18 protein-coding genes are annotated in these 21074 nt (G+C 59.9%); 16 read left to right on the top strand and 2 right to left on the bottom strand.

Annotation, left to right across the window (positions count from 1 at the left end):
- The first annotated feature begins 1 nt into the window (after position 1).
- The 13 genes from lpxA to WFM45_RS18055 all read left to right on the top strand — a co-directional run bounded on the left by lpxA (position 2) and on the right by WFM45_RS18055 (position 18638).
- A complete protein-coding gene (gene lpxA / locus WFM45_RS17995; protein ID WP_004931964.1) occupies positions 2-790 on the top strand; it encodes an acyl-ACP--UDP-N-acetylglucosamine O-acyltransferase in 789 nt (262 codons plus the stop codon).
- A gap of 3 nt (positions 791-793) precedes the next feature.
- Positions 794-1942: a lipid-A-disaccharide synthase gene (gene lpxB / locus WFM45_RS18000; protein WP_033632250.1), complete on the top strand. Its 1149-nt coding sequence runs from the start codon at positions 794-796 to the stop codon at positions 1940-1942.
- Positions 1939-2532: a ribonuclease HII gene (rnhB, locus tag WFM45_RS18005; RefSeq protein ID WP_085337075.1), complete on the top strand. Its 594-nt coding sequence runs from the start codon at positions 1939-1941 to the stop codon at positions 2530-2532. Before lpxB ends, rnhB begins: the two co-directional genes overlap by 4 nt.
- Positions 2533-2609: 77 nt before the next feature.
- The gene (dnaE, locus tag WFM45_RS18010) at positions 2610-6098 is read left to right on the top strand and encodes a DNA polymerase III subunit alpha (protein WP_004931970.1); all 3489 of its coding nucleotides are present in this window, start codon (positions 2610-2612) and stop codon (positions 6096-6098) included.
- Positions 6099-6110: 12 nt separating this feature from the next.
- Positions 6111-7070 (top strand): acetyl-CoA carboxylase carboxyl transferase subunit alpha, encoded by a 960-nt coding sequence (accA, locus tag WFM45_RS18015; RefSeq protein ID WP_004931972.1) that lies wholly within the window; start codon positions 6111-6113, stop codon positions 7068-7070.
- Positions 7071-7182: 112 nt separating this feature from the next.
- Positions 7183-9327, top strand: a complete 2145-nt coding sequence (locus WFM45_RS18020) for a lysine decarboxylase LdcC (protein ID WP_004931974.1) — start codon at positions 7183-7185, stop codon at positions 9325-9327.
- Positions 9328-9432: 105 nt separating this feature from the next.
- The gene (locus WFM45_RS18025) at positions 9433-9822 is read left to right on the top strand and encodes a VOC family protein (RefSeq protein ID WP_015378887.1); all 390 of its coding nucleotides are present in this window, start codon (positions 9433-9435) and stop codon (positions 9820-9822) included.
- Positions 9823-9911: 89 nt separating this feature from the next.
- Entirely contained in the window at positions 9912-11468 is a 1557-nt protein-coding gene (gene cadC / locus WFM45_RS18030) for a lysine decarboxylation/transport transcriptional activator CadC (RefSeq protein ID WP_015378886.1), read from the top strand.
- A gap of 370 nt (positions 11469-11838) precedes the next feature.
- Positions 11839-13182, top strand: coding sequence for a cadaverine/lysine antiporter (gene cadB, locus WFM45_RS18035; protein ID WP_033639529.1), 1344 nt, complete (start codon positions 11839-11841; stop codon positions 13180-13182).
- 95 nt (positions 13183-13277) lie between these two features.
- On the top strand, positions 13278-15416 hold the full coding sequence (gene cadA / locus WFM45_RS18040; protein ID WP_004931982.1) for a lysine decarboxylase CadA: 2139 nt from the start codon (positions 13278-13280) through the stop codon (positions 15414-15416).
- A 68-nt stretch (positions 15417-15484) separates the two neighbouring features.
- On the top strand, positions 15485-16936 hold the full coding sequence (gene dtpD / locus WFM45_RS18045; protein WP_021505644.1) for a dipeptide permease DtpD: 1452 nt from the start codon (positions 15485-15487) through the stop codon (positions 16934-16936).
- 56 nt (positions 16937-16992) lie between these two features.
- Positions 16993-18324 carry a tRNA lysidine(34) synthetase TilS gene (gene tilS, locus WFM45_RS18050; protein WP_336956667.1) on the top strand — a complete coding sequence of 444 codons (1332 nt, stop codon included), beginning with the start codon at positions 16993-16995 and terminating at the stop codon, positions 18322-18324.
- Entirely contained in the window at positions 18324-18638 is a 315-nt protein-coding gene (locus tag WFM45_RS18055) for a c-type cytochrome (protein WP_049277238.1), read from the top strand. Before tilS ends, WFM45_RS18055 begins: the two co-directional genes overlap by 1 nt.
- Positions 18639-18688: 50 nt before the next feature.
- Here the strand turns inward: WFM45_RS18055 and rof are convergent, their stop codons facing one another.
- Positions 18689-18952 carry a Rho-binding antiterminator gene (gene rof / locus WFM45_RS18060; RefSeq protein ID WP_004931991.1) on the bottom strand — a complete coding sequence of 88 codons (264 nt, stop codon included), beginning with the start codon at positions 18950-18952 and terminating at the stop codon, positions 18689-18691.
- On the bottom strand, positions 18939-19139 hold the full coding sequence (locus tag WFM45_RS18065) for a YaeP family protein (protein ID WP_004931993.1): 201 nt from the start codon (positions 19137-19139) through the stop codon (positions 18939-18941). Before WFM45_RS18065 ends, rof begins: the two co-directional genes overlap by 14 nt.
- Positions 19140-19353: 214 nt before the next feature.
- Between WFM45_RS18065 and WFM45_RS18070 the strand changes: the two genes are divergently transcribed.
- The 3 genes from WFM45_RS18070 to nlpE are packed head-to-tail and all read left to right on the top strand — an operon-like array spanning position 19354 to position 21032.
- Positions 19354-19902, top strand: coding sequence for a YaeQ family protein (locus WFM45_RS18070; RefSeq protein ID WP_004931995.1), 549 nt, complete (start codon positions 19354-19356; stop codon positions 19900-19902).
- A 3-nt stretch (positions 19903-19905) separates the two neighbouring features.
- Complete coding sequence (gene arfB, locus WFM45_RS18075) at positions 19906-20319, top strand: alternative ribosome rescue aminoacyl-tRNA hydrolase ArfB (protein WP_004931997.1); 414 nt, start codon at positions 19906-19908, stop codon at positions 20317-20319.
- 29 nt (positions 20320-20348) lie between these two features.
- Positions 20349-21032 (top strand): envelope stress response activation lipoprotein NlpE, encoded by a 684-nt coding sequence (gene nlpE, locus WFM45_RS18080; protein WP_033632258.1) that lies wholly within the window; start codon positions 20349-20351, stop codon positions 21030-21032.
- Positions 21033-21074: the final 42 nt, after the last annotated feature.

Here is a 21074-nt window from a genome sequence, read left to right on the forward strand (position 1 = left end):
CGTGATTGACCAAACCGCCTTTATCCATCCTAGCGCGATAGTCGAAGAAGGCGCCGTGATCGGCGCCAACGTGCATATCGGCCCATTCTGCTACGTCGGCTCCCAGGTGGAAATCGGCGCCGGCACGGTGCTGAAATCCCACGTGGTGGTGAACGGCATTACCAAGATTGGCTGCGATAATCAGATTTATCAGTTCGCCTCTATCGGCGAAGTGAATCAGGATCTGAAATACGCGGGCGAACCGACGCGCGTTGAAGTGGGCGATCGCAACCGCATCCGCGAAAGCGTGACCATTCATCGCGGCACCGCGCAGGGTACCGGCCTGACTAAAGTGGGCAACGACAACCTGCTGATGGTCAACGTGCACGTCGCCCACGATTGCGTGGTCGGCAATGCTTGCGTGCTGGCCAACAACGCCACGCTGGCGGGGCATGTGGAAATCGACGATCACGCCATCATCGGCGGCATGACGGCGATCCACCAGTTCTGCATTATCGGCGCGCATGTGATGGTAGGCGGTTGTTCCGGTGTCGCTCAGGACGTGCCTCCTTTCGTCATCGCTCAGGGCAACCACGCTACGCCGTTCGGCGTCAACGCGGTCGGCCTGAAGCGCCGCGGTTTTGACAAGGATGAAATGCAGGCAATCCGCAACGCCTACAAAATCCTGTATCGCAGCGAGAAAACGCTTGATGAAGCGAAAGCGGAAATCGAAGCCCTGGCCAAAGAACAGCCGGTGGTGCAGCAATACCTCGATTTCTTCACCCGTTCCACCCGTGGCATCATTCGCTGAGTTATGTCGAATCGTCCATTGACTATCGGACTGGTCGCCGGAGAAACCTCCGGTGACATTCTCGGGGCCGGCTTGATCCGTGCGCTCAAGGCGCAGATCCCCGACGCGCGTTTCGTAGGCGTCGCCGGCCCGTTGATGCAGGCCGAAGGCTGCGAAGCCTGGTACGAAATGGAAGAGCTGGCGGTCATGGGCGTGGTGGAAGTGCTCGAGCGTTTGCCACGCCTGTTGAAGATCCGCAAGGATCTTACCCGCCGCTTCGGTGAGCTGCGGCCGGACGTGTTTGTCGGCATCGACGCGCCGGACTTCAACATCACGCTGGAAGGCCGCCTCAAGCAGCGCGGTATCCGCACCATCCACTACGTCAGCCCTTCCGTGTGGGCCTGGCGGCAAAAGCGCGTTTTCAAAATAGGCAAAGCCACCGATTTGGTGCTGGCCTTTCTCCCTTTCGAAAAAGCGTTTTACGATCGTTTCAACGTGCCTTGCCGGTTTATTGGCCACACCATGGCGGACGCCATGCCGTTGCAGCCCGACCGGCTGGCGGCGCGCGCTCAGCTTGGCATCGCTCCGCAGGCGCGCTGTCTGGCCTTGCTGCCGGGTAGCCGCGGCGCCGAAGTCGAGATGCTGAGCGCCGACTTCCTCAAAACCGCGCAGCTGCTGCGCACTCGTTATCCCGAGCTGGAAGTGGTGGTGCCGCTGGTCAACGCCAAACGGCGCGAGCAGTTTGAGCGCATCAAGGCCGAGGTTGCGCCGGATTTGACCGTACACCTGCTGAATGGGCAGGGGCGCGAAGCGATGATCGCCAGCGACGCGGCGCTGCTGGCATCCGGTACGGCGGCGCTGGAGTGCATGCTGGCCAAGTGCCCGATGGTGGTGGGCTATCGCATGAAACCGTTCACTTTCTGGCTGGCGCAGAAGCTGGTAAAAACGCCTTACGTTTCGCTGCCGAATCTGCTGGCGGGGCGCGAGATCGTCACCGAGCTGTTGCAGCATGACTGCGTGCCGGACAAACTGGCCGCCGCCGTGATGCCGCTGCTGGAAGAGAGCCCGGAAACCGAAGCGTTGAAACACACTTTCCTTACCTTGCACCAAAGCATCCGTTGCGGTGCGGACGAACAGGCCGCTCAGGCTGTGTTGGAGCTGGCGAAAGCATGATTGAACCCTTTATCTATCCCGCTGCCACGCTGATTGCCGGTGTGGACGAAGTGGGCCGCGGCCCGTTGGTCGGCGCGGTGGTCACCGCCGCCGTGATCCTCGATCCGGCGCAGCCGATCGTCGGTCTGGCGGACTCCAAGAAACTCAGTGAAAAACGCCGCCTGGCGCTGTATGACGAAATCGTCACCAAGGCGCTCTCCTGGAGCCTGGGGCGCGCCGAACCGGCGGAAATCGACCAACTGAACATTTTGCACGCCACCATGTTGGCGATGCAGCGCGCGGTGGCCGGGTTGCATATCGCGCCGGACATGGTTTTAATCGACGGTAACCGTTGCCCGAGCTTGCCGATGCGTTCGCAGGCGGTGGTGAAGGGCGATAGCCGCGTGGCGGAGATCAGCGCGGCGTCCATTCTGGCGAAGGTCACGCGCGATCGCGAAATGGCCGAGTTGGACAGCGAGTACCCGGACTACGGTTTCGCGCAGCATAAAGGCTACCCGACCGCCTTCCACCTGGAGCGGCTGGCCGCGCTGGGCGCCACCGAGCATCATCGTCGCAGCTTCGCGCCGGTGAAAAGAGCGCTGGCGCTGTAGCCTGCGAGCCTGACCGGCTCGACGATAGCATTAACCCGGGCTCAGCCTGCTGAGCCCCTTCAATCAGGTATCTGGAGATGGCCGAACCTCGTTTTATTCACCTGCGCGTCCACAGTGACTACTCCATGATTGATGGATTGGCCAAGACGGCGCCGCTGGTGAAAAGAGCCGCCGCGTTAGCCATGCCTGCACTGGCAATCACCGATTTCACCAACCTGTGTGGGCTGGTGAAATTCTACGGCAGCGCGCACGGCGCCGGGATCAAACCGATCATCGGCGCGGATTTCCATGTGCAAAGCGAAGAGCTGGGCGATGAACTGGCTCAGTTGACGGTGCTGGCCAGCAACAACGAAGGCTACCAGAACCTGACGCTGCTGATTTCCCGCGCCTATCAGCGTGGCTACGGCGCCGCCGGCCCGACCATCGATCGCGACTGGCTGATTGAACATCGCGAAGGGCTGATCCTGCTCTCCGGTGCGCGTCAGGGCGACGTCGGCAAGTTTCTGCTGCGCGGCAACCAGGCGCAGGTGGATCAGTGTCTTGATTTCTACCAGCAGCATTTCCCGGACTGTTACTATCTGGAACTGATCCGCACCGGCCGTCAGGACGAAGAGAACTACCTGCATGCGGCGGTGGCGCTGGCCACTGAGCGCGGCTTGCCGGTGGTGGCCACCAACGACGTGCGCTTCCTGGTGGAAGATGACTTCGACGCCCATGAGATTCGCGTCGCCATTCACGACGGCTTTACGCTGGACGACCCTAAGCGGCCGCGTAACTACAGCCCGCAACAGTACATGCGCAGCGAAGACGAGATGTGCGAACTGTTCGCCGACATCCCGGAAGCGCTGCTGAACAGCGTCGAAATCGCCAAGCGCTGCAACGTCACCATTCGCCTCGGCGAATACTTCCTGCCGCAGTTCCCGACCGGCGATATGAGCACCGAGGACTTCCTGGTGCTCAAATCGAAAGAGGGGCTGGAAGAGCGTCTGGAGTTCCTGTTCCCCGATCCTGAAGTGCGCGCGCAGCGCCGCCCGGAATATGACGAGCGTCTGGACGTAGAGCTGAAGGTGATCAACCAGATGGGCTTCCCCGGCTACTTCCTGATCGTGATGGAGTTTATCCAGTGGTCGAAGGACAACAACGTGCCGGTGGGCCCGGGGCGCGGTTCCGGCGCCGGTTCGCTGGTGGCCTATGCGTTGAAAATCACCGACCTCGATCCGCTGGAGTTCGATCTGCTGTTCGAACGCTTCCTGAACCCGGAACGTGTCTCAATGCCCGACTTCGACGTCGACTTCTGCATGGAGAAGCGTGACCAGGTGATCGAGCACGTGGCGGAGATGTACGGCCGCGAAGCGGTATCGCAGATCATCACCTTCGGCACCATGGCGGCGAAAGCGGTTATCCGCGACGTGGGCCGCGTGCTGGGGCACCCGTACGGCTTCGTCGATCGCATTTCCAAGCTGGTGCCGCCGGATCCGGGCATGACGCTGGAGAAAGCCTTCGCCGCCGAACCGCAGCTGCCGGAAATTTACGAGGCCGACGAAGAGGTCAAGGCGCTGATCGACATGGCGCGCAAGCTGGAAGGGGTGACGCGTAATGCCGGTAAACACGCCGGGGGCGTGGTGATCGCGCCGACCAAGATCACCGACTTCGCGCCGCTGTACTGCGATGCCGAAGGGAACCACCCGGTGACCCAGTTCGACAAGAACGACGTGGAATACGCCGGGCTGGTGAAGTTCGACTTCCTCGGTCTGCGCACCCTGACCATCATCGACTGGGCGCTGGAGATGATCAACGCCCGGCGCGCCAAGACCGGGCTGGAACCGATCGACATCGCCGCCATCCCACTCGATGACAAGAAAAGTTTCGACATGCTGCAGCGCTCGGAAACCACGGCGGTGTTCCAGCTTGAATCGCGCGGCATGAAAGATTTGATCAAACGTCTGAAGCCCGACTGCTTCGAAGACATGATCGCACTGGTGGCGCTGTTCCGTCCGGGGCCGCTGCAGTCGGGCATGGTGGATAACTTCATCGACCGCAAACACGGCCGTGAAGAGATCTCCTACCCGGACATTCAGTGGCAGCATGAGTCGCTCAAGCCGGTGCTGGAACCGACCTACGGCATCATCCTGTATCAGGAACAGGTGATGCAGATTGCCCAGGTGCTGGCCGGTTATACGCTGGGCGGAGCGGACATGCTGCGCCGTGCGATGGGTAAAAAGAACCCGGTCGAAATGGCCAAGCAGCGCGGCGGCTTTGAAGACGGCGCCAAAGCGCGCGGCATCGACGGCGAACTGTCGGTGAAAATCTTCGACCTGGTGGAGAAATTCGCCGGTTATGGCTTCAACAAATCGCACTCCGCCGCCTATGCGCTGGTGTCGTACCAGACGCTGTGGCTGAAGGCCCACTACCCGGCCGAGTTTATGGCGGCGGTGATGACCGCCGATATGGACAACACCGACAAAGTGGTGGGTCTGGTGGACGAATGCTGGCGCATGGGGCTGAAGATCCTGCCGCCGGACATCAACAGCGGCCTGTATCACTTCCACGTCAACGACGACGGCGAGATCGTTTACGGCATCGGCGCCATCAAGGGCGTAGGGGAAGGGCCAATCGAGGCGATCATCGAGGCGCGCAACAGCGGCGAACAAGGTTACTTCAAAGACCTGTTCGATCTCTGCGCGCGCTCCGACATCAAGAAACTGAACCGCCGCATTCTGGAAAAACTGATCATGTCCGGGGCGTTCGATCGCCTTGGGCCGCATCGCGCCGCGCTGATGAATTCGCTCGGCGACGCGTTGAAAGCGGCGGATCAGCATGCGAAAGCCGAAGCTATCGGCCAGGTGGATATGTTTGGCGTGCTGGCGGAAGCGCCGGAGCAGGTAGAGCAATCCTACGCCAATATCGCGCCCTGGCCGGAGCAGGTGGTGCTGGACGGTGAACGGGAGACGCTGGGGCTGTACCTGACCGGCCACCCGATCACCCAGTACCTGAAGGAGATCGAACGTTACGCCGGTGGCCAGCGTTTGAAAGACATGCACCCGACGGATCGGGGCAAAATGACTACCGCCGTCGGGTTGGTGGTCGCCGCGCGGGTGATGGTGACCAAGCGCGGCAACCGCATCGGCATCTGCACGCTGGATGACCGTTCGGGCCGTCTGGAAGTGATGTTATTCACCGAAGCGTTAGAAAAATACCAGCATTTGTTGGAAAAAGACCGTATCCTTATCGCCAGTGGACAGGTCAGCTTTGATGACTTTAGCGGCGGGCTTAAAATGATGGCCCGCGAGGTAATGGACATCAGTGAAGCCCGGGAAAAATACGCTCGCGGGCTTGCTATCTCGCTGACTGACAGGCAAATTGATGACCAGCTTTTGAACCGTCTCCGTCAGTCGTTGGAACCCCATCGATCGGGGACGATTCCAGTGCATCTCTACTATCAACGGGAAGATGCGCGAGCCAAGCTGCGTTTTGGCGCAACCTGGCGCGTGACGCCCACCGACCGCTTGTTGATCGACTTGCGGACGTTGGTAGGCAATGAGCAGGTGGACTTGGAATTTGACTAAAATAGGAATGCTATGAGTCTGAATTTTCTTGATTTTGAACAGCCGATTGCAGAGCTGGAAGCGAAAATTGACTCGCTGACTGCAGTCAGCCGTCAAGACGAAAAATTAGATATTAATCTGGACGAAGAGGTTCAGCGCCTGCGTGAAAAGAGCGTTGAGCTGACGCGCAAGATTTTTGCCGATCTTGGGGCCTGGCAAATTGCCCAATTGGCACGCCACCCGCGCCGTCCTTATACCCTGGATTATATCAAACACATCTTTACCGACTTCGAAGAGTTGGCGGGCGATCGCGCTTACGCTGACGACAAAGCGATCGTCGGTGGCATTGCGCGCCTGGATGGCCGCCCGGTGATGATCATCGGGCACCAGAAAGGCCGTGAAACCAAAGAGAAGATCCGCCGCAACTTCGGCATGCCGGCGCCGGAAGGCTACCGCAAGGCGCTGCGCCTGATGGAAATGGCCGCACGCTTCAAGATGCCGATCATCACCTTTATTGATACCCCGGGCGCTTATCCAGGCGTGGGCGCGGAAGAACGCGGCCAGTCGGAAGCTATCGCGCGCAACCTGCGTGAGATGTCGCGTCTGAACGTGCCGGTCATCTGCACCGTCATCGGCGAAGGCGGCTCCGGCGGCGCGCTGGCGATCGGCGTGGGCGACAAGGTGAACATGCTGCAGTACAGCACCTACTCGGTGATTTCGCCGGAAGGCTGTGCTTCCATCCTGTGGAAGAGCGCCGATAAGGCCCCGCTGGCCGCAGAAGCGATGGGCATCACCGCACCGCGTCTGAAAGAGCTGAAGCTGATCGACTCGGTGATCCCGGAGCCGCTGGGTTCCGCGCACCGCGACGTGCCGGCGATGGCCGCCGCGCTGAAAGCGCAGCTGCTGGCCGATCTGAAAGATCTGGATGGTCTGAACGATGAAGAGTTGCTCAACCGCCGTTACCAGCGTCTGATGAATTACGGCTACTGCTGAGTTCTGTGCTTCGCTGCAAGAAACCGCCTCCGGGCGGTTTTTTTTTTGGCTACACACCGCCGGATTTTCGTGGTGTTATAGAGACTTGGCCGTTAACTGACAGGAGCTGCCGATGAATATCATCGCCATCATGGGCCCGACGGGCGTCTACTACAAAGATGAGCCGATTCGCGAGCTCCACGCTGCGCTGGCCGCCATGGGATTCCAGCTGGTGTACCCCAAAAACAGCGGTGATCTGCTGAAGCTGATCGAAGCCAACGCCCGCATCTGCGGGGTGATCTTCGACTGGGACGACTACAGCCTGGAGCTGTGCAGCGAGATCAACGAGCTGAACGAATACCTGCCGCTGTACGCCTTTATCAATACCCACTCCACCTTCGACGTCAGCCTGCATGAAATGCGCATGGTGCTCTATTTCTTCGAGTACGGCCTGAACGCGGCGGACGACATCGCGCAGCGCATCCAGCAGTACACCGCGGAATATATCGACACCATCACGCCGCCGCTGACCAAGGCGCTGTTCAACTATGTGCGCGAAGGCAAGTACACTTTCTGCACGCCGGGCCACATGGCCGGCACTGCGTTTCAAAAAAGCCCGGTGGGCTGCCTGTTCTATGACTTCTTCGGCGCCAATACCCTGAAGGCCGACATCTCGATTTCGGTCACCGAGCTCGGTTCGCTGCTGGATCACACCGGGCCGCACCTGGAGGCCGAAGAGTATATCGCGCGCACCTTCAACGCCGAGCAGAGCTATCTGGTCACCAACGGCACCTCCACCGCCAACAAGATCGTCGGCATGTATTCGGCGCCGGCGGGCAGCACGGTACTGATCGACCGCAACTGCCACAAATCGCTGTGCCACCTGCTGATGATGAGCGATATCGTGCCGATCTATCTGCGCCCGCTGCGCAACGCCTACGGCATCCTCGGCGGCATTCCGCAGCGCGAATTCACGCGTGAGAGCATCGCCGCCCGGGTGCAGGCGACGCCGAACGCCACCTGGCCGGTGCATGCGGTGATCACCAACTCCACCTATGACGGCCTGTTGTACAACACCGACTACATTAAGCAGACGCTGGAGGTGCCGTCGATTCACTTCGATTCCGCCTGGGTGCCTTACACCAACTTCCATCCGATTTACGACGGCAAGAGCGGCATGAGCGGCGAGCGGGTGCCCGGCAAGGTTTTCTACGAAACCCAATCTACCCACAAGCTGCTGGCCGCCTTCTCGCAGGCCTCGATGATTCATATCAAGGGCGACTACGATGAGAGCACCTTCAACGAAGCCTACATGATGCACACCACCACTTCGCCGCACTACGGCATCGTGGCGTCGATGGAGACCGCCGCCGCCATGCTGCGCGGCAACCCGGGGCGCCGTTTGATCAACCGTTCGGTGGAACGCGCGCTGCATTTTCGCCGTGAAGTGCAGCGGCTGCGCGAGGAAAGCGACAGCTGGTTCTTCGATATCTGGCAGCCGGAAGAGATCGATGAGGCGCAGTGCTGGCCGCTGGATCCGGACGATAACTGGCACGGTTTCGGCCAGACCGATCGCGATCATATGTACCTCGATCCGATCAAGGTAACGATCCTGACGCCGGGCATGAATGAGCTGGGCGCGCTGGAAGAAGAGGGGATCCCGGCGGCGCTGGTGGCGAAGTACCTCGACGAACGCGGCATCGTGGTGGAGAAGACCGGGCCGTACAACCTGCTGTTCCTGTTCAGCATCGGCATCGATAAAACCAAGGCGATGAGCCTGCTGCGCGGCCTGACCGACTTCAAGCGCGCCTACGATCTCAACCTGCGGGTGAAGAACATGCTGCCGGATCTGTACGCCGAAGATCCGGATTTCTATCGCCATATGCGCATCCAGGATCTGGCCGCCGGCATTCATCGCCTGATCCGCCAACACGATCTGCCAGGCCTGATGCAGCGGGCGTTCGACGTGCTGCCGGAAATGAAGCTGACGCCGCACCAGATGTTCCAGGAGCAGGTGCGCGGCAATGTCGAAACCTGCGAGCTGGATCAGCTGGTGGGCAAGGTGGCGGCCAATATGATCCTGCCTTATCCGCCGGGCGTGCCGTTGGTGATGCCGGGGGAAATGATCACCGAAGAGAGCCGGGCGGTGCTCGATTTCCTGCTGATGCTATGCTCGATCGGTGAGCGCTATCCCGGTTTTGAAACCGATATCCACGGCGCCAAACTGACGGAAGACGGGTGCTATCTGGTGAAGGTGCTGAAAGCCCCGCAGCCATAAGGCCATAACGCGCCCGGCGGTTTGAAGATAAGCCGGGCTTTTTCATTGACGGCATCGCCGCCGCCGGATACCGTGCCCCATCAGAATGAACAGGAGAGGGTTTCTATGCTGGCATTACGTCAGGTGCATCACATCGCGATCATTGGCGCGGACTACGCCGCCAGCAAGCGTTTTTACTGCGACATTCTCGGGTTTACCCTGCTGAGCGAAGTCTACCGTGAGGAGCGCGGCTCCTGGAAAGCGGATCTGGCGCTCAATGGGCAATACACCATCGAGCTGTTTTCTTTCCCCTCGCCGCCGGCTCGCGTCAGCCGCCCGGAGGCCTGCGGCCTGCGCCATCTGGCGTTCAGCGTCGACGACATCGATCAGGCTATCGCTCATCTGCAGGCGGCCGGCGTTGCCTGCGAACCGGTGCGTGTCGATCCCTACACCCAATCCCGCTTTACCTTTTTCAGCGATCCCGATGGTTTACCGTTAGAATTATACGAGAGTTAACGGCTTAATCGCCTCCCGGCGGCCACAGCCGGGGGCGGTTATGCTATGATCGCGCCCTTGCCCTACATGCCTACAGAGTTATTTCCGCCATGCAAGAGCCTGCTTTTCGCGTCGGGGAGTGGCTGGTTACTCCTGCCGACAACACCATCAGCCGCGATGGTCGCCAGAAAACGCTGGAACCGCGCCTGATCGACATGCTGTGCTATTTCGCCCGGCACCCCGACGTGGTGCTGAGCCGCGACGAGCTGATCGACAACGTCTGGAAGCGCAATATCGTCACCAACCACGTGGTGACCCAATGTATTTCAGAGCTGCGCAAGTACCTGAAAGACGGCGACAGCGACAGCCCGGAATACATTATCACCGTGCCCAAGCGCGGGTATAAGCTGGCGACGTCGGTGATCTGGTGTGAAGAGGGGGAGACACAACCCGCGATTGCACCGGCGCCGCAGATCGCGGTGATTATGCATGAGCCGGAAGACGGCAGCGATGATGAAGAGGATACGCCCTATGTGCCGCCGCGCCGGGCAAGCGTGCCGGCTGCCGCGCCCGGCGAGAAGAAGCCGCATTTTTATCGCCGCTCGACGTTCTGGGTGTGGCTGGCGTTTCTGAGTGCGCTAAGCGTCTGCGTGGCGTTTGTCGGCATCGCCACGCTGTCGCAGCGCGTGCCGGTATCGACCATGCCGGTGCTGCTCAACCCGCGCGATATCGATATCCGCATCCAGGGCGGCGAGAGCTGCAGCAACTGGATGCCCCAGCTCTCTTACGTGGTGGGCGTCAGCGAGCTGATCACCGATTCGCTGAACACCTACTCGACTTTCCTGGTGCATGACCAAACTAATTACAACTATTCCGGCCCCAGCAACTCGGGCAAGTCGCTGTATATCGAGTTCGTCAATCAGCGCCACTACCGCGCCCAGCAGTGTTTCCTCTCCGTGCGGCTGGTGGATAACGCCGACAGTTCGATCATGTTGGACAAGCGTTACTTCATCACCGCCGATAACCAGCTGAAGATCCAGACCGACTTCCTCGCCAGCCTGTCCGCGGCGCTGAAGCAGCCTTGGCCGCCACAGCTGGAGCAGCGTCTGGCGCAGTTGCTGCCCGACAACGGGCCGTTGCTGCAGCGTTTCTACCAGGCGCATCAGTTGCTGATCCGCGGTGACGCCGATTCGTTGACCCGCGCCAGCGCCCAGCTGAGCGAGCTGATTAACAGCGCGCCGAACTTCCGCTATCTGCTGGCTGAAAAAGCGTTGGTGGATCTGCTGCGCAATTCTTATCAACCGTTCGACAGCCCGGCCTTGGGGCAACTGCGCGCCGATATCAGCCATCTGGCGACGATCCCCGAATTGAAGAACACGCCGATCATGCAGCAGGTTCTGGCGGTAGATGCTTTGACGCAGGGGCGCATTGACGAAGCGCACCGGGCGATCGATCTGGGGATTGAGCTGCAAATGTCGTGGCTGAACTATGTGCTGCTGGGCAAGGTGTATGAAATGCAGGGGCAGAATCATTTGGCGGCCGACTCTTATATTACCGCCTTCAATCTTCGCCCCGGAGAGGATACCTTGCATTGGATCACCAATGGCGTATTCCAGACGTCATTGACCAACGTGGTGCCTTATTTAAATAACTATCAGCGCCAATAATTAACCCAATATCACGCCGCCCTTATTCTTCGGGGATCATGGCGGCGTTATTTATTGGTGAAGTCATGTTGCATGAATGTATTATTTTGCTGCGCGATATTATCTCTTTTTTGCCATTTGTTATGCGTTATTAACCTTGTCATCTTTTTGTTTTTAAATGATGTTTATCTTTTCTTTAGCCTGTCTTTTTATCTTGATGTGTTAATGAAAAACCTCAGGTTATCATTTGTATGATCATGAGCGTAATCTCACTTTATCTTTAGGACTTTATTCCCCCCGATGGTTAGCATCCTGACTATCAAGCCGGCTCATTAAAATCTTTTATTTATGGGCGTGGCTTATAAGAAACGTAAATCAGGAGAAACTGACCATGGCTTCACCCAAGAAAATAGGGCTTATTGCCTGCACCGGCGTGGTCGCCGGTAATATGATGGGGAGCGGGATTGCCTTATTGCCCGCCAACCTGGCGAGTCTCGGATCCATCGCCATTTGGGGATGGGTGATCTCGATTATCGGGGCGATGTCGCTGGCTTATGTGTATGCCCGCCTCGCCACCAAAAACCCACAGCAGGGCGGCCCTATCGCCTACGCCGGTGAAATTTCCCCGGCCTTTGGTTTCCAGACCGGCGTGCTTTATTACCATGCCAACTGGATCGGTAACCTGGCCATCGGCATTACCGCCGTTTCTTATCTCTCCACCTTCTTCCCGGCGCTGAATAACCCGGTGCCCGCCGGCATCGCCTGTATCGCCATCGTGTGGGTCTTCACCTTCGTGAACATGCTGGGCGGAACCTGGGTCAGCCGTTTGACCACGCTGGGCCTGGTGCTGGTGCTGATCCCGGTGATCGTGACCGCCACCCTTGGCTGGCACTGGTTTGACGCCGCCACCTACCAGGCTAACTGGAACACCTCCGGCACCACCGACAGCCATGCGGTCATCAAAAGTATCCTGCTGTGCCTGTGGGCGTTCATCGGCGTGGAATCCGCGGCGGTCAGCACCGGCATGGTGAAAAACCCGAAACGCACCGTACCGCTGGCGACCATGCTCGGCACCGGTCTGGCGGGCATCATCTATATCGCCGCCACCCAGGTGATCAGCGGCATGTTCCCGGCGTCTGAAATGGCCGCCAGCGGCGCGCCGTTCGCCATCAGCGCCTCGGCGATTATGGGCAACTGGGCCGCACCGATGGTTTCCGCCTTCACCGCCTTCGCCTGCCTGACCTCGCTCGGTTCGTGGATGATGTTGGTCGGCCAGGCCGGGGTGCGCGCCGCCAACGACGGCAACTTCCCGAAAGTGTACGGCGAGCTGGATAAAAACGGCATTCCGAAGAAAGGCCTGCTGCTTGCTGGCTGCAAAATGACCGCGCTGATGGTGCTGATCACCCTGATGAGCTCCGCCGGCGGCAAAGCCTCCGACCTGTTCGGTGAGCTGACAGGCATCGCGGTGCTGCTGACCATGCTGCCTTACTTCTACTCCTGCGTAGACCTGATCCGCTTTGAAGGGGTCAACGTGCGCAACCTGCTGAGCCTGATCGCTTCAGTGTGCGGCTGCGGCTTCTGCTTCATCGCGCTGATGGGCGCCAACTCTTTCGAACTGTCCGGCACCTTTATCATCAGCCTGATTATCCTGATGTTCTACGCCCGGAAAATGAATACCCGCCAGGCTGCCAACGCCGCGGCGGTTGATGAAAACACCACGGCCAAAGCGCACTGATTCGCGTCCGCTGACCGACTGAATTTACCCAGCCCCTTTCTTTCCGACCTGTCAGCCGCGACGGGAAGGGGCTTGCTTTGCCAGGAGAAATGCATATGAACGTTATCGCCATCATGAATCACATGGGTGTCTACTTTAAAGAAGAGCCTATCCGTGAACTGCATCAGGCGCTGGAAAGTCTGGATTTCCGCATCGTTTACCCTAACGATCGCGAAGACCTGCTGAAACTGATCGAGAACAACGCCCGCTTGTGCGGGGTGATCTTCGACTGGGACAAATACAACCTGGAGCTGTGCGAAGAGATCAGCCAACTGAACGAGTACATGCCGCTGTACGCATTCGCCAACACCTATTCGACGCTTGACGTCAGCCTGAACGATCTGCGCATGCAGGTGCGCTTCTTCGAATATGCGCTCGGCGCGGCAACCGACATCGCCGCCAAGATCAAACAGAATACCGACGAGTATATCGACACCATCCTGCCGCCGTTGACCAAGGCGCTGTTCAAATACGTGCGCGAAGGCAAATACACCTTCTGTACGCCGGGCCACATGGGCGGCACCGCGTTCCAGAAAAGCCCGGTGGGCAGCCTGTTCTACGATTTCTTCGGCCCGAATACCATGAAGTCGGATATCTCGATTTCGGTGTCCGAGCTGGGATCGCTGCTGGATCACTCCGGCCCGCACAAAGAGGCGGAAGAGTATATTTCTCGCGTGTTCAACGCCGAACGCAGCTACATGGTCACCAACGGCACCTCCACCGCCAACAAGATCGTCGGCATGTATTCGGCGCCGGCGGGCAGCACGGTGCTGATTGACCGCAACTGCCACAAGTCGCTGACTCACCTGATGATGATGAGCGACATCACGCCGATCTACTTCCGCCCGACCCGCAACGCTTACGGCATCCTCGGCGGCATCCCGCAGAGCGAGTTCCAGCGCGCCACCATCGCCAAACGCGTGAAGGACACCCCGAACGCCACCTGGCCGGTGCACGCGGTGATCACCAACTCCACCTATGACGGCCTGCTGTACAACACCGACTTTATCAAGAACACTCTGGACGTGAAGTCTATCCACTTCGATTCCGCCTGGGTGCCTTACACCAACTTCCATCCGATCTATAAAGGCAAGTGCGGCATGAGCGGCGGCCGCGTGGAGGGCAAGGTGATCTATGAAACCCAGTCCACCCACAAACTGCTGGCGGCCTTCTCGCAGGCGTCGATGATCCACGTGAAGGGCGACATCAACGAAGAGACCTTCAACGAAGCCTACATGATGCACACCACCACTTCGCCGCACTACGGCATTGTGGCCTCGACCGAAACCGCTGCGGCGATGATGAAAGGCAACGCCGGCAAGCGCCTGATCCACGGCTCTATCGAACGCGCGATCAAGTTCCGTAAAGAGATCAAACGCCTGAAAGTCGAATCCGACGGCTGGTTCTTCGACGTCTGGCAGCCGGAGCACATCGATGAGCCGGAGTGCTGGCCGCTGCGCTCCGACAGCGCCTGGCACGGTTTCAAGAACATCGACAATGAACACATGTATCTGGACCCAATCAAGGTCACCATTCTGACGCCGGGGATGAGCAAGGAAGGCGAGATGCAGCCGTTCGGCATCCCGGCCAGCATCGTGGCGAAATACCTCGACGAGCGCGGCATCATCGTCGAGAAAACCGGGCCGTACAACCTGCTGTTCCTGTTCAGCATCGGCATCGATAAAACCAAGGCGCTCAGCCTGCTGCGCGCGATGACCGACTTCAAACGCTCGTTCGACCTGAACCTGCGGGTGAAAAACATGCTGCCTTCTCTGTATCAGGAAGCGCCTGATTTCTATGAAAACATGCGCATTCAGGATCTGGCGCAGAACATTCACCGCCTGGTGGAGCAACACAACCTGCCGGACCTGATGTACCGCGCGTTCGAAGTGCTGCCAACCATGGTGATGAACCCGTACCAGGCGTTCCAGAAAGAGCTGCACGGCGAAGTGGAAGAGGTCTATCTGGAAGAGATGGTCGGTAAGGTCAACGCCAACATGATCCTGCCATACCCGCCGGGCGTGCCGCTGGTGATGCCGGGCGAGATGCTGACCGAAGAGAGCCGGCCGGTGCTGGAGTTCCTGCAGATGCTGTGCGAAATCGGCGCGCATTATCCGGGCTTTGAAACCGACATTCACGGCGCCTACCGTCAGGCGGACGGACGTTATCGGGTGAAAGTGCTGAAGGCGAAATAACCGCAGCCAAAAACAGGGGAGGCGCTCGCGCTTCCCCTTTGTCGTTCACCGACTGATGGGAGACCACCATGAAAACACCCTCACAGCCGCGCGCAATCTACTATGTCGTAGCGATACAAATTTGGGAATATTTCAGCTTTTACGGCATGCGTGCGTTATTGATCCTCTATCTGACCCACCAACTCGGCTATACCGACAGCCACGCCATCGATCTCTACAGCGCTTACGCTTCGTTAGTTTACGTCACTCCTATTCTTGGCGGCTGGCTCGCCGACCGCCTGCTGGGCAACCGCGTCGCGGTGATCGCCGGCGCGGCGCTGATGACCCTGGGGCATATCGTGCTCGGCCTGAGCGCGGTCTCCGCCCAGTCGCTCTATCTGGCGCTGGCGATCATCATCTGCGGTTACGGCCTGTTCAAATCCAATATCAGCTGCCTGCTGGGCGAGCTGTACCCGGCGCAGGACTCGCGCCGCGAAGGAGGCTTCTCGCTGCTGTACGCCGCCGGCAACGTCGGTTCCATTTTGGCGCCGATCGCCTGCGGGTTGGCGGCCGAGCGCTATGGCTGGCACGTCGGTTTTGCGTTGGCCGGGATCGGCATGTTCGCCGGTCTGGTGATTTTTCTGCTTGGCGGACGCCATTTCCGCCACACCCGCGGCGTGAATGCCCCGCTGATGCGTGCCAGGAGCCTGGGCCTGCCGCACTGGGGATGGCTGCTGGCGGCGCTGCTGGCGTCGCCGCTGTTCTTCACGTTGCTGTTTGAACGCGACTGGGCCGGCTATTTGCTCGGGTTGGTGTGCGTGGCGGCGGTGGCGCTGGTGGCGCGCATTATGCTGCGCGCGGACGCCGGCCAGCGGCGGGGGCTGTGGCAGATCATCGTACTGATGCTGCTGGGCACGCTGTTCTGGGCTTTTGCCCAGCAGGGCGGCAGCTCCATCAGCCTGTTTATCGATCACTTCGTCGACCGGCGCTGGTTCGGCTGGACGGTGCCGACCGCGCTGTTCCAGTCGGTTAACGCCTGCGCGGTGATGCTGGGCGGCGTGGCGCTGGCCTGGCTGGCGAGTGGCGGTGGCGCGGGCGACCGGACGCTGCGTATCTGGTGCAAGTTCGCCTTCGGTCTGCTGTTGATCGGCGTCGGCTTTATGCTGATGGCGCTCAATACGCGGCTGCACGGGCCGGGTTCGATGGGGCTGATGATCGCCGGCCTGGCGGTGATGGGCTTTGCCGAACTGTTTATCGATCCGGTGGCGATGGCGCAGATCACCCGGCTGAATATCCCCGGCGCCACCGGCGTGTTGACCGGTATCTATATGCTGGCGACCGGTTCGATCGCTAACTATCTGGCGGGCATCATCGCCAATCAGACCGCCGAAGACCACATCGAGGGGGCGGCGATGCAGGCGTATGGCCGCATTTTCGCTCAGATCGGCTGGGGGGCGGCCGGGTGCGCGCTGGCGGTGATCGCGGTGCTGGGCGGCTGGTGGCTGCTGACGCGGCGCCAGGCCCGGACGGTTAATGCTTGATTGATGGCGGTAGGCGGAGTTAACGTGCAGCTATGTAGAAGTGACAAAGCCTACCGATGGATACTGATCAATTAACGACGCAGGTGGCGGACCAGCTGGGCGCGCAGCAGCGGCTGCTGGTGGCGTTCAGCGGCGGCCTGGATTCCAGCGTGCTGCTGCATCTGCTGGCGACGTTGCGCCGCCAGCGTCCGGCGCTGCAGCTGCGTGCGCTGCACGTGCATCATGGCCTGAGCGCCTTTGCCGACCGTTGGGTTGAGCATTGCCGCCGCCAGTGCGCCGACTGGCGGGTGCCGCTGACGGTGACGCACGTGCAGGTGGACGCCCGCCAGGGCGGCATCGAAGCAGCGGCGCGTGCGGCGCGCTATGCCGCCTTCAGCGCAGCATTGGCGGAGGGAGAAGCGCTGCTTACCGCTCAACACCTTGACGATCAAAGCGAAACCTTCCTGTTGGCGCTCAAGCGCGGCAGCGGGCCGGCGGGGTTGTCGGCGATGGCGGCGCGCGCCACGCTGGGCGAGCACTTGCTGTTGCGGCCGTTGCTGGGCTGCTCGCGTCAAACGCTGGAAAGCTACGCGCAGCGCCACGCCTTAAGCTGGATAGATGACGACAGCAATCAGGACACGCGCTTCGATCGCAATTTCCTGCGTTTGCAGGTGTTGCCGCAGCTCAACCAGCGCTGGCCGCACTTCGCTTCGGCGGTGGCGCGCAGCGCCAGCCTGTGCGCCGAGCAGGAGCAGCTGCTGGACGAACTGCTGGCGGAACCGCTGCAAAGCCTGTTGGCGGCGGACCGCTCATTGGCGATCGACGGCCTGACCGACTGTTCGCCGGTGCGGCGTTTCGCCTTGTTGCGGCGCTGGATCGCGTTGTTTAACGTCACTATGCCGGCGCGTGAGCAGCTACAGCGCCTGTGGGAGGAGGTGGCACTCAGCCGGGAAGACGCCGAACCGCAGCTGCAGCTCGGCGCCTATCAGATCCGCCGTTTCCGTGGCCGACTGCACCTGCTGCCGCCGCTGGCGGCGCTGCGTGGTGTGCATCTGCTCTGGCGGCCTGACGAGCCGCTGACGTTGCCGGACGGGCTGGGGCGCCTGATCGCCGGTGAGGGCGATCTGGCGCTGCGCGCGCCGCTGTCATCGCAGCGGATCAGCATTCGTTTCGGCGGCGTGCAGGGCGCCGTGCGCATCGTGGGGCGCGCCCATTCGCGGCCGATAAAAAAACTGTGGCAGGAGCTGGGGATCCCTCCCTGGCAGCGTGATCGCATCCCGTTGATTTATTATGATGAGCAGTTGATCGCTGCCTTGGGCGCATTCGTCTGTGAGGCGGGGCAGGTGGCGGAAGGCGAACGCCCGTGGCGGCTGCGCTGGGAAAAAAATCATAATCGTGAGGAGCAATGATGAAGTTTGTGGGGATCACGCTGTTGGCCGCCGGCCTGTTCAGCCTGCCGGCGTTGGCGGCGGGGGATGCGGCCGCCGGTCAGGCGAAAGCCGCCGCCTGTGCGGCGTGCCACGGCGCGCAGGGCAAGGTGACGGTGCCGATGTACCCGAATCTGGCCGGACAGAACGCCATGTACCTGCAGCATGCGCTGCAGGCGTATAGGAAAGGGGAGCGCAACGGCGGCCAGGCCGAGGTGATGAAGGCCTATGTGTCGGGGCTGTCGGATAACGACATCGCCGATCTGGCGGCTTACTATGCCAGCCTGAAGCCGTAAATGACGAGGGCAGCCGTCGGGCTGCCCTGTTGGGATGGGGTTACCGCTGCTCAGTCCGACAGACTGACGACCACGGTACCGATTTCCGGATGACTGAAACTGCTGATATGGTCCAGACGCAGGTCGCGCTGCTGGCCGTTCTGTTCGATGGTCAGATACTCAACGCGTTTCTTTTGCAGCAGGTCGATCGCCTTGGCCTCGATCACTTCTCCGTCGCGTAACTCCAGCTTCAGAATAAGTTTATGCTGACAGGCGAGTTCCAGGTTGTCGTAGTCATCGCAATTGATGGGTTGGTACTCATCATTCATCAACATAGTCGCTCACCAATAAGTTAGCGGCGGCAAAGGCCGCCTGTTCCCTAACGGAGGACGGTAGCGCGTCGTTCGCTGCGACATCGTCCAATGCCTTTAACGCACAAGCCAGCGCATCAGGCACGTAGCCAAGATCTCCACTGCCAATCTCGGCGTAAGTACGGCGTACTAACTCACAGTATTGTTGCACAGTTTCCTCCCTTAAGAACCTCTGCATCATCAAGACCGCTCTCGCGATGAGGCGCAGGCTCTCGGAGTTTTATCCTATCCTAGACGACTATAGCACAGCTGTTATGGAGTTATCAGCACCTCGACACGCCTTTCGTTCTGCGCCGAACCGGGCTGCGCTGGCGGCGTTCGCCCCTGATCAAGTACACTGTCGCCGAATAATAACGAGGTCACCCATGGCGCTGAAAGCAACCATTTATAAAGCCGCGGTCAATATCGCTGATATGGATCGTCACTTCTATCACGACGCCACGCTGACGCTGGCGCAACACCCGTCCGAAAATGAACAGCGCATGATGCTGCGCCTGTTGGCCTGGATCTGCCATGCCGACGAGCGGCTGGTGTTCACCAAAGGGCTGAGCGCCGACGATGAGCCGGAGATCTGGCAGCGCAACGACCATAACGGGCTGGAAATGTGGATCGAGATGGGGTTGCCCGACGAGAAGCGCATTCGCAAGGCCTGCAACCAGTCGCCGCGCGTGGTGCTGTACGCCTACGGCGAGCGCGCCGCGCACGTGTGGTGGCAGGGAATGCAGGGCAAGGTGGCCGGTTACAAGAACCTGAGCGTGCGTTTCCTCGATGACGAGCAGCTGGCGCGGCTGACGGCGCTGGCCAGCCGCACCATGACGCTGCAGGCGACGCTGCAGGAGGGAACTATTTGGCTGTCCGATGCTCAGAATAGTCTGGAAATCCAGTTTGCCGAGTGGCAGCGGGCGCAGGTGTGACCGGTGCTGGAACTGTCAAGAAACGTCGCCATACCGGATAATGAGCTGGAATTGACGGCGATCCGCGCGCAGGGCGCGGGCGGCCAGCACGTGAACAAAACCTCAACGGCGATCCATTTGCGCTTTGACATCCGGGCATCCAGCCTGCCAGAGTATTATAAGGAAAGGCTGCTGGCGCTGAATCACCATTTAATTACCGCCGATGGCGTGGTGATTATCAAGGCGCAAGAGTATCGCAGTCAGGAATTGAATCGCGAAGCGGCGTTGGCCAGGCTGGTCGCGTTGATTCAGCAGGCGATGGTGGTGGAAAAAACGCGCAAGGCGACCAAGCCGACGAAAGGAGCGAAACTGCGTCGTTTGGAAGGCAAGACGCGTAAAGGCGCCACCAAGGCGCTGCGCGGCAAGGTTCGCACTTAGGAATACATGAACACAGTAGGAGAATAACTGTGAAGAAAATTACGATAGCCCTGTTCTTGGCGGCAGGTGCACTCTCGTTGTTGGGATGCAATAATCATTATCAGCCGAAGGAACAACCGCTGCAGGCGATGCCGCAGAGTTATCAAGGGGTGTTGCCTTGCGCTGATTGCGGCGGCCTGGATACGGCGCTGTTCCTGGATGAAGACGGCACCTTCGTGCTGCAGGAAACCTATCGCGGCAGCAAAGACGGCGATCAGACCTTTGCCGACTACGGCAAATGGGCGCGCACCGCGGATAAGCTGGTGCTGACCGATAGCACCGGCGAGAAACGCTACTTCCGTCCGGTGGGCAAGAGCCTGGAGATGCTGGATCGCAGCGGCGCGCCGATCGAGTCCAAGCTGAATTACCGTCTGGAGCCGGTCGAAAAGCCGTTGCCTAAAACCCCGATGGCGATGAAAGGCAGCTACAGCTATATGGCCGACGCGGCGGTGTTCAAAGATTGCGCCACCGGCATCACTTTCCCGGTGGATAACAACATCGCGCTGGAGCAAGGTTACGCCAAGGCCAATAAGACTGCCGGCGAGCCGGTGTTCCTGACCTTCAACGCGCACTTCAGTGTGCAGCCGTCGATGGAAGAGGGGCAGATTGAAAAAGCGGTGGTGCCGGACGGCAAGATCGCGTTCGACCGCAGTAAAAGCTGCAGCAGCAAGTAACGCGTTTCGAATATAAAAAAACCCGCCTAGGCGGGTTTTTTA

It is taken from the genome of Serratia sp. KG1D, assembly GCF_037150675.1.
GTDB lineage: Bacteria > Pseudomonadota > Gammaproteobacteria > Enterobacterales > Enterobacteriaceae > Serratia > Serratia nematodiphila.